The 12,391-nt window shown below is 34.2% G+C and carries 9 protein-coding genes; 5 read left to right on the top strand and 4 right to left on the bottom strand.

The annotated features are described in order from the left end of the window. Window positions 1–4 precede the first annotated feature (4 nt). The 3 genes from M2098_RS07810 to M2098_RS07800 all read right to left on the bottom strand — a co-directional run bounded on the left by M2098_RS07810 (window position 5) and on the right by M2098_RS07800 (window position 3,885). Complete coding sequence (locus M2098_RS07810) at window positions 5–1,900, bottom strand: YgiQ family radical SAM protein (protein WP_280683363.1); 1,896 nt, start codon at window positions 1,898–1,900, stop codon at window positions 5–7. Between the two features lie 82 nt (window positions 1,901–1,982). Continuing rightward, complete coding sequence (gene yfcE, locus M2098_RS07805; RefSeq protein WP_280683361.1) at window positions 1,983–2,528, bottom strand: phosphodiesterase; 546 nt, start codon at window positions 2,526–2,528, stop codon at window positions 1,983–1,985. After that, the gene (locus tag M2098_RS07800) at window positions 2,506–3,885 is read right to left on the bottom strand and encodes a CCA tRNA nucleotidyltransferase (RefSeq protein ID WP_280683359.1); all 1,380 of its coding nucleotides are present in this window, start codon (window positions 3,883–3,885) and stop codon (window positions 2,506–2,508) included. The genes yfcE and M2098_RS07800 overlap by 23 nt, the downstream gene beginning before the upstream one ends. 121 nt (window positions 3,886–4,006) lie before the next feature. Here M2098_RS07800 and M2098_RS07795 point away from each other — a divergent pair, with 121 nt between their 5' ends. From M2098_RS07795 to M2098_RS07775, 5 genes are all read left to right on the top strand, one after another. Further along, window positions 4,007–6,580, top strand: coding sequence for an AAA family ATPase (locus M2098_RS07795; RefSeq protein ID WP_280683357.1), 2,574 nt, complete (start codon window positions 4,007–4,009; stop codon window positions 6,578–6,580). An 85-nt stretch (window positions 6,581–6,665) separates the two neighbouring features. Beyond that, window positions 6,666–7,313, top strand: coding sequence for a lactate utilization protein (locus M2098_RS07790; RefSeq protein ID WP_280683355.1), 648 nt, complete (start codon window positions 6,666–6,668; stop codon window positions 7,311–7,313). Window positions 7,314–7,409: 96 nt separating this feature from the next. Then, on the top strand, window positions 7,410–7,931 hold the full coding sequence (gene epsC, locus M2098_RS07785; protein WP_280683353.1) for a serine O-acetyltransferase EpsC: 522 nt from the start codon (window positions 7,410–7,412) through the stop codon (window positions 7,929–7,931). Further along, window positions 7,932–9,545, top strand: coding sequence for a putative manganese-dependent inorganic diphosphatase (locus M2098_RS07780; RefSeq protein WP_280683351.1), 1,614 nt, complete (start codon window positions 7,932–7,934; stop codon window positions 9,543–9,545). A gap of 153 nt (window positions 9,546–9,698) precedes the next feature. After that, window positions 9,699–10,565 carry a GNAT family N-acetyltransferase gene (locus tag M2098_RS07775; RefSeq protein WP_280683349.1) on the top strand — a complete coding sequence of 289 codons (867 nt, stop codon included), beginning with the start codon at window positions 9,699–9,701 and terminating at the stop codon, window positions 10,563–10,565. 22 nt (window positions 10,566–10,587) lie between these two features. Here the strand turns inward: M2098_RS07775 and M2098_RS07770 are convergent, their stop codons facing one another. Further along, entirely contained in the window at window positions 10,588–12,381 is a 1,794-nt protein-coding gene (locus tag M2098_RS07770; protein ID WP_280683348.1) for a hypothetical protein, read from the bottom strand. Between the last annotated feature and the right edge of the window lie 10 nt (window positions 12,382–12,391).

Genomic DNA, 12,391 nt, shown 5'->3' with positions numbered 1-12,391 from the left:
TAAGTTATCTTGATTTATTTCTTTTTTGACGGTTTGGTTGTTTAGTTGAATAGTATGCTTTACCATATGCATTTTTACTTTTGTGTTTAGTTGCATATTGATGGCTTTTGTCTTTGATTAAGCAATGTTTTCCTTGTCCAATTAAATCCGCGCGTCCCGCTTCCATTAATGCATCATACACTAAGTTATAGTGTTTTGGATTACGATATTGCAGCAAGGCTCTTTGCATTGATTTTTCTTTGCTGGTTTTAGCCACATACACAGGTTTCATATCGCGTGGATCAAGTCCTGTATAGTACATCGTAGTTGATAGCGTACCAGGTGTTGGATAAAAATCCTGTACTTGTTCTGGTTGATGATGAATTTTATGTAGATACTGCGCAAGTTCAATTGCTGCATCTAAATCACTACCTGGATGACTTGACATTAAATAGGGAACTAAGAATTGCTTTTTATTGTATTCTTCATTTAAGCGATAATATTCATCCACAAACAATTCATATAGTTTACGTCTAGGTTTTCCCATTTTATCTAAGACTTTATCGCTAATATGCTCGGGAGCAACTTTTAATTGACCACTAATATGATGTTGAACGAGTTCTCTAAAGAAGCGATCATCACGGTCATACATAATATAGTCATAGCGAATTCCACTACGCACAAAGACCTTCTTTACTTTTGGTAATTCTCTAAGCTTTTGTAGTAGTTGTAAATAGTCTTCATGATTTACTTCTAATTGTTTACATGGTTTTGGCCACAAACACTGTTTTGATGGACATACACCATGTTCCACTTGTTTTTCACATGAGGGTTGTCTAAAGTTTGCAGTTGGACCACCTACATCATGAATGTATCCTTTAAAGTCAGGTTCTGCAATCATCTTTTTTGCTTCTTCTACTAGTGATTCGTGTGATCGTGCTTGAATGACACGACCTTGGTGATAGGTAAGTGCACAAAAGTTACATCCACCAAAGCACCCACGATTACTGATTAGTGAGAATTTTACTTCATCAATAGCTGGAACATGACCGATTTTTTTATACATTGGATGATAGTCTCGTGTATAAGGTAAAGCATATGCATCATCAAATTCAGCTTGTGTAAGCGGACGATTTGGGCGATTTTGTACAACATACCAACCTTTGTAAGGCTCTACTAATGTTTTTGCCACAAAGTGATCGGTATTCTTATTTTGAATCATAAATGATTTTGCATAGGTTTTCTTATCCCTAACAATCTCTTCATAGCTTGGTAGAATGATTGGTTCAAAAGCATTGGTAATATCCTTTGTTTTATAGACGGTTCCATCAAGATATGTAATATCTTTAATATCCAGTCCACTATCAAGTGCTTCTGCAACTTCAATAATACTGTTTTCACCCATTCCATATAGAAGTAAGTCTGCATTTGCATCAATGATAATTGATTTTCTTACTTTATTATCCCAGTAATCATAGTGTGCTGTTCTACGTAAACTAGCTTCAATTCCACCAAGGATAATTGTTGTATCTGGATATGCTTGTCGCACCATTTGTGAGTATACAATAACGGCACGATCTGGACGTTTACCCATTTCGCCATTCGGTGTGTAATAGTCTTTCCGGCGACGTTTTTTTGCGACTGAATAGTGATTTACCATGGAATCAATATTTCCAGAGGACACTAAAAAACCAAGTCTTGGTTTTCCAAAACGTTTAAAATCATCAACAGAACGCCAGTTCGGTTGACTTAAAAATGCAACTTTGTAACCATAATGTTCAAGTTGACGAGTAATAATGGCAGCTCCAAAAGAAGGGTGATCTAGGTATGCATCACCACTCACGTAGACGAAATCCACTTCATCCCATCCACGATCTAACATTTCTTGTTTGGTTACTGGTAATAATTTATTTTCTTTCATACCAAGTTATTATACATAAAGGTACTCACTTTTGCTATGTGAAAATGAAGGAAATGTAAAAGAAAAAGATGGATATACCATCTTATAGTTCCATTGATGCCAGTTTCGTGTGTAAGTCATCATACCAATTGTATGAATTTGTACATAGTAAACCGTATGTATGTGGATTGTTTTCTTTTGGCAATGAAATACTACCAGGGTTAATTACAACAATTCCATCGCTTTTTTTCATTACTGGAATATGGGTATGTCCACTCATGAAAATATCACCCTCAACTAAGTTTTTAGGTAAATTATCTGGTCCAAACACATGTCCATGGCTCATGATAAGTTTGCGATTTCCTAAGAAAAGTGTTTGTGAGGTTGAGAGTAATGGAAAATCTAGTACCATTTGATCAACTTCACTATCACAATTTCCACGGCATGCAATGATTTTATCTTTAAGTGGGTTGAATAATGCGATAACTTCTTTTGGTGCATAATCTTTTGGTAAGTCATTGCGTGGTCCGTGATATAAAATATCACCTAAAAGTATAAGCGCATCTGCTTCATGTTTATAAAACGCTTCAACGATTATTTTTGCATAGTATGCACTACCATGAATATCACTTGCTATTAGATATTTCATCCTTTACTCCTCCTGCGACTTCTAATAAGTCTTTTTTATTGTTTTTTTCTTGATGATGCACTACATATTTTACTAAATAATTAAGTACATTACCAATCTCTTTATGTTGATATCCTAGTTTTTTAATATCTTCTCCATTTACTGCTAGTTCTTTGATAGAGAATACTTCGTTTGCTTCTTCCATGATATGTAGTTTTTTTATTACTTCATCAATCGTTGCATTTTTTTCGATTTGTGTCGCTTTTGATTTACCCATATTATCTAACTTTTGAATCGTTAGTACTTCATGAGCAAGTGCATAATTACCGTGTAGTTCATACATGAATTGACGAATATCATCAATATCATTTGTGACATAACGATCATGATAATAAATTAGTTGATACACATGTTGATAACATGCTTTTGAAAAACGATACTCTTTTAAAATCTTTTTTGCGTATGTTGCACTTAATGCAGCATGCCCTTTAAAATGTGTTATCCCATTAGCATCTACTTGTTTGCACGCTTTCTTTTTTATGTCATGAAAGAATAAGGCAAGTCGAATATCTAGGGGATAGCCAATACTGGCATTGACTACTGCATTCATATGTTCAAATACATCATAAATATGATATGTATTGTGTTGCGCTACATCATATGTTTCTTTAAATACGGGAAACAGAGTATCTAATACATTTGCATTACGAAGTATGCGTAAGGTATCTACTTGTTTACTTTGTAAGATCTTTACGAATTCAACTTGTAATCGCTCTTTTGAGATATGTTGAAGTAGATATGCATATTTCTGGATTGCAAGAAATGTTTCATTTTCAATGGAAAAAGCAAGTGTTGCTTGAAATCGTAAAGCTCTAAGTATCCGTAATGCATCTTCTTGAAATCGTAAAGAAGGATTTCCAACTGTGCGAATTTGTCTATGTTTGATATCATGCATACCACCAACATAATCGACAATATGAGTTCCATCATAACCTAAAGCATTCATCGTAAAATCACGTCTTGCAACATCATCAGCAAAGCTACTTGAAAAGCTTACATGTTCAGGACGACGAAAGTCTTTATACTCATGGTCACTTCTAAATGTTGTAATCTCATATGGTTGCTTGTGATACATCCAAGTAATTGTCCCATGTGCAATTCCTGTTGGTATGCTAAGAATATTATACTTACTAGCAAGAGCAATCATCTGCTCGGGTAGGGCATCTGTGCATAAATCATAATCATGGATTACATTTTCCAAAATGGCATCACGAACACAACCACCAACTAGAAAAATTTGATAGCCTTCATTTTTAAAAAGTTGTAAAAGGTGTAATGCATCACTGCTAAATGGTGCATTAAAATTGTATGTATTCATAACTTTAGTATATCATAAAAATATATAATAAAATTAGCACTTAACACTTGACAGTGCTAAAAGATGGTGTATAATACAATTAGCACTTGGTATAGTAGAGTGCTAATGAGGAGGATACGATATGAATTTTGAGAAAATGTCATCAAGTCTTCAAGAAGTATTTATGAAGGCTGTTGAGTTAGCGAAAAGTGAACATCATGCAACAATTGATACCATTCACTTATTAAAAATCCTTTTTGAAAGTGAAGTCCTAGACGGATTATATAAACGATTACATATCAACAAGCAAAATGCGCTTGTTTTAATTGATGATGAAATGGGTAAAATTGCCCAAAGTTCTGGAGAACCAGTTTTAAGTAAGGAAGTAACAGATGCTTATAGTAAAGCTGAAGCATGGTCGAAACAACACAATGAGGAATATTTGGGATGTGCATCTTTTTGGATTGCACTGATGTCAAATAAATCATACATTTCTAAATTATTGAGAAAGCAAACAGGCTTTACTGAAAAAGAAGCATATACACAAGAATTAGAGAGAAGAGGTGATAAAGTAATGGATACACCGAACGCAGAAAATAACCTAGAAGCGCTTAGTAAATATGGGCGAGATCTAGTAGAAGATGTAAAAAATGGAAAGATTGACCCAGTAATTGGTCGTGATGATGAAATTCGACGAGTAATTCAAATTTTATCACGTAAGACAAAAAACAACCCAATTCTAATTGGGGAACCAGGAGTTGGGAAAACTGCGATTGTTGAAGGAATTGCATGGCGTATTTTTAAAGGAGATGTACCTTTTGGCTTACGTGAAAAGAAATTAATTGAGTTGGACATGGGTTCACTAATCGCAGGTGCGAAATATCGTGGGGAATTTGAAGAACGTTTAAAAGCAGTACTAGAAGAAGTGCAAAAAGCAGATGGAAACATCATTTTATTTATTGATGAAATTCATAATCTTGTAGGTGCAGGAAAAACAGAGGGATCTATGGATGCTGCAAACTTACTAAAACCATTGTTAGCACGTGGAGAATTACGTTGTATTGGTGCAACTACATTTAACGAATATCGTCAATACATTGAAAAGGATGCTGCTTTAGAAAGACGATTCCAAAGAGTTCAAGTAAATGAACCAACTCTAGAAGATACCATTGCAATTTTACGTGGATTAAAAGACCGCTTTGAATCTTATCATGGAGTTCGTATTTTAGATGAAGCAATTATCAGTGCTGCTACATTATCAAATCGATATATTACAGATCGATTCTTACCAGATAAAGCGATTGATTTAATTGATGAAGCATGTGCACATCTTCGAGTTGAAATGGATTCCATGCCTGAAGAAATTGATGAACTAATGCGTAAAATAATGCAACTTGAAATCGAAGAAACGGCATTGAAAAATGAAGATGATACAAAAAGTATGGATCGTTTATCAATCATTCGTGAAGAATTAAAGCAATTGAAAGCAAAGAAGGATGAACTTTATACAAAATGGAATGATGAAAAAGCAGTCCTAGAAGAATCTAAGAAAGCAAAAGTTCTATTAGAAAAGGCTCGTCTTGATTTGGAACAAGCACAAAGTGATGGACGATACGAAGAAGCAGCAAAACTGCAATATGAAACGATTCCAAATTTAGAAAAACAAATCAAAGAAGAAGAAAGTCGAGTGAAAAATGATTCACTTATTTCAGAAACAGTAACTGAAGAAGATGTTGCAGTTATTGTTAGTAAATGGAGTGGTGTTGAAGTAAGTCGATTGGTAGAAAGCGAACGTAAGAAATTACTTGCTTTAAAAGATATCTTGGAACAACGTGTTGTTGGACAAGACGAAGCCTTAACTTTAGTTACTGATGCGATCTTGCGTAGTAAAGCGCAAATTCAAGATGAAAATCGGCCAATTGGTAGTTTCTTATTTTTAGGTCCTACAGGTGTTGGGAAAACAGAAGTTGCCAAAGCATTAGCGGAACAGCTTTTCGATAGTGAAGATCATATTATTCGTATTGATATGTCTGAATATATGGAAAAACATAGTGTCTCACGTTTAATCGGAGCTCCTCCAGGATATGTAGGATATGAAGAAGGTGGACAGTTAAGTGAAGCTGTGCGTCGTAATCCATATTCAATTGTACTCTTTGATGAAGTAGAAAAAGCACATCCTGATGTATTTAACGTACTTTTACAAGTACTGGATGATGGACGTATTACAGATTCAAAAGGTGTCACTGTGGACTTTAAAAATACAATCTTGATTATGACAAGTAATATTGGTAGTCAATATGCATTTGATACAGATACACATGATATGAAAAACAAATACATGGGTGAAGTTAAAAACTATTTCAAACCTGAGTTTATTAACCGTATTGATGAAATTGTGGTATTTAATGCATTAGATCATGATATGTTAGTGAAAGTTGCTGCAAAATTCATGCACGAATTGCAAGCACGTTTACTTAAAAAAGATATTCACTTGGAAGCTACACAAAATGTATACAATGCAATTGTTGCGCAAGGTGTAGATCCAGTATATGGTGCACGTCCAATGCGTCGTTACATTCAAAGAAATATTGAAACACTTATTGCTAAAGAGATGTTAGCAAACGGTGTGAATCAAGATGATGTAATTTATTTAGATTACGATAAAGAAAGTGATGCATACACTGCAGAGATTCGACAAGCAAATCTATTGGCATAAAGTGGAGAAATCCACTTTTTTGCTTTATATAAAGAAATATCATTACGAGTTGTGTATAATAAATATACATAGTAGAGGTGATGTCATGGATGCAAATGTAAGAAAAATCATGGATATTAAATTAAACAAAGTAAAAAAGAATGCTGAAAAAAACAACATGGAAGCACGTATCTTTGAATGTAAAGAAGATGTATTAACATTTTTAGATGAAAGTATTGCTGATGGTAGTCGTGTAAGCTTTGGTGGTTCAGAAACAATCAAACAAATTGGTGCACTCGATATGTTGCGTAATAAAGATATTGAATTATTTGATCGTTATGCACCTGGATTATCTAGAGAAGAAATTGAAAATGTATATAAACAAGCATTTACTTGTGATTACTATTTAATGAGTAGTAATGCAGTAACTGAGAATGGTGAACTGTTTAATATTGATGGAAATGGAAACCGTCTAGCTGCCTTAATTTATGGACCAGATAAGGTCTATGTTATCGTTGGAGAAAATAAGATTGTATCTAATGTTGAAGCTGCGATTGATCGTTTACGTAATGTAGCAACGCCAATGAACGGAGTGCGTTTAGAAAAAGAAACACCATGCGCAATTACAGGAAATTGCAATGACTGTGCAAGTAGCGGACGCATGTGTTCACATTATGTATTAACACGCCAACAAAATCCAAAAAACAAAGATCGTATTTGTTTATTACTAGTGAAAGAAGATTTGGGATTTTAAATCCAAATCCTCTTTTTTTAAGAAATAAGGCGTGTTTTTTGCTATAATATATCTATGTCTTATGGCATAATAGTTTAAGTATAGTCAGGAGAAAATATGTTTGAAGGAATAAGAGCACAAATTCGACATACAAAAGAAGCCGATCCAGCTGCACGTAGTGCATTTGAAATCATTGTTTTATATCCACATATGAAAGCTTTGTTTTTCTATCGAATCGCGCATTTCTTTTATAAAATACATTTGTATTTTCTAGCAAGACTTACATCTAATATTGCTCGTTGGTGGGTAGGAATTGAAATCCATCCAGGTGCAACAATTGGAAAAGGATTGCTTATTGATCATGGAATGGGAGTTGTCATTGGGGAAACGGCCGTAGTAGGAGACTACTGCACCATCTATCATCAAGTAACACTTGGGGGAACTGGAAAAGAACACTGCAAACGTCATCCAACACTTGAAGATCATGTCATGGTTGGAGCAGGAGCTAAGGTTCTTGGAAATATCACTATCGGAAGTCATGCAAAAGTTGGTTCAAACGCCGTAGTTACAAAGGACGTTGCACCATATACAAGCGTTGTTGGAATACCAGCAAAAGAAGTGAAAAAGAGGGAAACGTAAATGAAAGATATCGTATACATCACAGGTCATAAAAATCCAGACAGTGACTCTATTTGTGCGGCGATTGCGTATGCTGATTTAAAGAATCAATGTGGCATACAAGCAAGAGCGACAAGATTAGGTAAGATTAATAACGAAACAAAATTCATACTTGAGAAGTTTCAACTTGATGAACCTGATTTAATGATTAGTGCAAAAGCTGCATTACGAGATATTGATTTAGATTGTGCCGTACGCGTTGATTTACATACAACACTACGTCGCGCATGGGACTTGTGTTTGGAATACAACACACATACGGTATATGTTGTTGATGAAAACAATCAAATGTTAGGATTGACTACATTATCGGATATATCGAAAATTCAAATGCAGGATTTGAATATTACAAAAGATTTACTGAAAGAAACACCATTAGAAAACCTTGTTCAATCATTGAAGGGTGACTTTATTTATAAAGGAACACTTGAACGTAGTGGGTTTGTTCGTATCGCTGATAAGAAGTTAATGGAACGTGATATCACTGGAAACATTATGGTATTAAGCGATAATGAAGATATTATGATGACATGTATGGAAAAAGGATGTGCGGTTATCGCAATTGCAGAAAGCTACATTCCAACAGATAAGATTATCAATAAAGCAATGGAATTAGGTGTTACTTTAATTCGTACACAGTACAACATCATGAAAATCTTACAAATGATTTATCGTGCGATTCCAGTAGGAATGATTATGACTCCTGCAGATGCCATTCAGAAATTCAATGGAAATGAGTACGTTGAAGATGTCGCGAAAATGATGCTTCAAAAACGTTACCGTAATTATCCAGTATTCATGAATGGAGTGCTAGTTGGTAGTATGGGACGTTACCACGTACTAAAATACAATCGCAAGAAATTGATTCTTGTGGATCACAACGAACGCAGTCAAAGTATTGATGATATTGAATACGGGAATATTTTGGAGATTGTAGATCACCATAGAATTGGTGATATTGAAACAAGTCAACCAATTAGCTTCCGTGCACAAACAGTAGGTAGTACATGTACGATTGTTGCACAAATGTATAAAGAAAAGGGAAAGCAACCATCAAAAGCAATTGCTGGAGCCTTGTTATGTGCAATCATTTCAGATACGATGAACTTTAATTCACCAACTTGTACACAAACAGATATTGATATTGCAAATGAACTTGCAACTTTACACGAAATCGATTTGCCTGAACTAGCTACATCTATGTTTAAAGCAAGTGCAAATATTGATGATAAAAGTAATCGCGATATACTATATACAGACTTTAAAGAATATGATCTTGCTGGTAAGCAAATTGCAATCGGACAAGCATATATCTATGATATGTCTACATTAAGTACGGTTGAAGAAGACTTCCAAAAATTCTTAGACCAAGAAAATGAAATCTTAAAATATGATTTATTGATGATGGCATTTTCAAATGTCGAAGGTAAGGGAAGTAAATTCATGTATACTGGAAAGCTTAGTAATGCGATTGATACTGCCTTTATGATTGGTCATGAAGAAGGTGGATACATGGAAGGTTTAGTTTCACGTAAGAAGCAAATCGTACCTAAAATTGCTCAATTATTAAAATAAACTGCAAAATGCAGTTTTTTTTGATACAATTTACACAATGAAGGAGGTGGTTTCATGAAATATACGATGAAAAATAAGAAAAGCTGTTTTTATGAAGTCCACATCCAAATCAACATAAAATCAGTGTAACACTCAAGTGGGCAGAAAGGTCAAATGAGAATTAAACACATTGAAACAAAACAAGAAATTGAACAAGTAACGCATATGAAAGCAAGTAGTGAGGATCAAAATCAGTTTTTAGTAGAACAACTAAAAAATCATACGATTGCTTTGGATCAAGTTATGATTGCTGTGTTACATAATAAGGTAGTAGCTCGTGCATTATGTATGAAACATGGAATGTACCTTTTGACATTTGAAGATGAAATACAATATGATGATGCAGTATGTTTCTTACAAGCATGTATAAGCAAAGTAGAACAAAAAGAAATTGAATTGCATTTATATAGTGATAAGCAAAATTATCAATTTACTTTTGATGCATTAATTTCTGCAGGGTTTAAAGTACAACAAGAAAAGTACAGCTACACGTTGCATCCAACAATCAATTCACATACTCTTTTAGCGTATCCATGTTCCAATCACAATAAGCAAACATGGGTAGATGCATTTATTCGAGTGGGCAGTAATCATCTTGATGTAAGTATGCAAAGAGATATAGACCGATATGGTATAGAACGTGCAAGTGAAATACTTTATGAAGTGTTGCTAGAAAATCAACCAGATGAAGCTGCATGGCTTTGTGCGCAAGTGGATGGACACTGTGTTGGTTTTGTAATTGTTAGTCAATTGACACGTACACAAGCTGGAATATCTTATATTTGTGTCTTCCCAGAATATCGTGGAAAGCATTATGCAACCATGCTTTTACTTATAGCATCAAATTACTGTGTAGAACATGGATATGACTTACTAATTGCTGATACAGATATTCACAATATCCCTATGCAACATGCTTTAAAGTATGCAAATTTTACATATAGTTGTAAAGAAGTTGTACTTGTCTATAATGAAGATTAGCTTACAAAATAAAGAACCGGTATTACGTCATTACGGGTTCTTTTACAATACCTACTTTTTTGAGTAAAAATTGTGCATTGGTGCTTTTTGAAATGCCAGGTTTTATAGTGTAATCAAAGGACATCGTATCCTTTGTGTAAGTTTCATTGAAACTGTAGTTGATGATGCGAGGGTAGTGTTTTTCATAACTGCAAACCTCTAAATCATGTGTACTGATAAATCCGATAACGCCATCTTGATTTAGTTGCTTCAATACAGCTTTTGCCCCATATAAGCGATCTACGCTATTTGTGCCCTTAAATATTTCATCAATAAAGAAACATGTATTCACTTCTTTACTACTTGCATCAATAATCATTTTGATTCGTTGTAATTCTGCATAGAAGGTTGAGACACCTGCATTTAAATCATCGCGTATCCGCATGGAAGTAAGTATTTGGACAAGTGGGCAGTTCATGCGTTCAGCTACTACATAACTACCTGCTTTTGCTAGAACCATATTAATTCCAACGGTACGTAAGAAAGTTGTCTTACCAGACATGTTGGATCCTGAAATAATCATAATTTCATCATCTAAATGGAAATCGTTTGATACACGTTTCTCATTAAGAATTAGTGGGTGACCAATTTGTGTAGCATTCATTTTCTTACTGTTTATTTCTATTGTTGGTAGACAAGTGTGATCAACATTTCGTTTAATATTCGCAAAACTTACATAGGTTTCATAAGTTGCTACTGCATCAAAACACAAAGCCATCTGCTTACTGTTTAATTGTTTCCACATTGCTAAATCATGTGCATTCTTAATATCCCAGAGCCAGAATAAATTAAGGATAAAACTCGCCATAGCATTTTGTGTTTGGTTAATGTTACTTGCAATGTTAGCTAGTTTACTAACTATCTCTTTTGATTTGATAAGTTGTGTGTGAATGTTATGCAGACTCTCACTTTTCACACTTGTACCAAGAATTGCATCTATTACAGGAACATATGCTTCTATGGAACTACTAACTTCCTTTACGACATGTACATAGGATTCAGCTTTCTTATGTAGAACAAACCAGATACCTAGTTGAAGTGTTAATAGTAAGGCACTTAACAAAATCAAATAATTAATTTCAGTGAATGCAGCAATAAAGCATACGATAATTGTTGTTACACATAAGATGCGTAAGAAACTATAGGTTTTCTTTTGTTTGAAAAACGGCTCTTGTTGTTGCAGTTGGTTAGTAAGTTGTGCAAAGACATCACTATTTTGAATACTTGAACATGCATATTCAACCGTAGAAGTGTACTGATACATATCAGAGATTTCTGCAATTGCTTGTTGACGTAATTTGATTGCATCTTTGTCATAGTTTGCATCTAGTAAATCATGTGCAAGTTGTTTACGACCAAAATAGCTATGTGTACTATTGCAATACTGAAATAAACTTGATTCACCAACGATATCTAAGTCCATTGCATATGGATGCTCATAATCAATAAACTCTGCTCCAGTATCGATAAATTGATTCCATGAACCATCTAATCTCTTTAGGTTTGCTTCATGAATCGCAATTAAACCTTTGTTTTTTCGTTCTCTAATTTTATATTGTTCTTGTTTTTTACTTCCATATAAAAATAGGATAAGCCAAACAAGAGCTATTAAAGTTGTTGGTAAAAGGGTAATTCCTTGTGCATAACCAATAAAGTAGGTTATTGGGATCGCAAAGAATGTAAGTACTTTAAGTGTACCTAATAATATAATTGGGCGATTACACGCCACAAGATCTTCTTGGCAAACCGCGATTTCTTTTGTATATGTATGTTTCATAGATTTTATT

This window comes from Breznakia sp. PFB1-19 (assembly GCF_029893935.1).
In the GTDB taxonomy this organism is placed as follows: Bacteria; Bacillota_I; Bacilli_A; order Erysipelotrichales; family Erysipelotrichaceae; genus Breznakia; species Breznakia blatticola.
The sequence above is the reverse complement of the archived record's forward strand: the minus strand, read 5'-3'. Positions and strand labels throughout refer to the sequence as shown.

What these genes read in the sequence shown, in the direction of transcription:
- M2098_RS07775 (WP_280683349.1), top strand. Translation starts at nt 9,699, where the DNA reads ATGAGAATTAAACACATTGAAACAAAACAAGAAATTGAACAAGTAACG.
- M2098_RS07790 (WP_280683355.1), top strand. Translation starts at nt 6,666, where the DNA reads ATGGATGCAAATGTAAGAAAAATCATGGATATTAAATTAAACAAAGTA.
- yfcE (WP_280683361.1), bottom strand. Translation starts at nt 2,528, where the DNA reads ATGAAATATCTAATAGCAAGTGATATTCATGGTAGTGCATACTATGCA.
- M2098_RS07800 (WP_280683359.1), bottom strand. Translation starts at nt 3,885, where the DNA reads ATGAATACATACAATTTTAATGCACCATTTAGCAGTGATGCATTACAC.
- epsC (WP_280683353.1), top strand. Translation starts at nt 7,410, where the DNA reads ATGTTTGAAGGAATAAGAGCACAAATTCGACATACAAAAGAAGCCGAT.
- M2098_RS07810 (WP_280683363.1), bottom strand. Translation starts at nt 1,900, where the DNA reads ATGAAAGAAAATAAATTATTACCAGTAACCAAACAAGAAATGTTAGAT.
- M2098_RS07770 (WP_280683348.1), bottom strand. Translation starts at nt 12,381, where the DNA reads ATGAAACATACATATACAAAAGAAATCGCGGTTTGCCAAGAAGATCTT.
- M2098_RS07795 (WP_280683357.1), top strand. Translation starts at nt 4,007, where the DNA reads ATGAATTTTGAGAAAATGTCATCAAGTCTTCAAGAAGTATTTATGAAG.
- M2098_RS07780 (WP_280683351.1), top strand. Translation starts at nt 7,932, where the DNA reads ATGAAAGATATCGTATACATCACAGGTCATAAAAATCCAGACAGTGAC.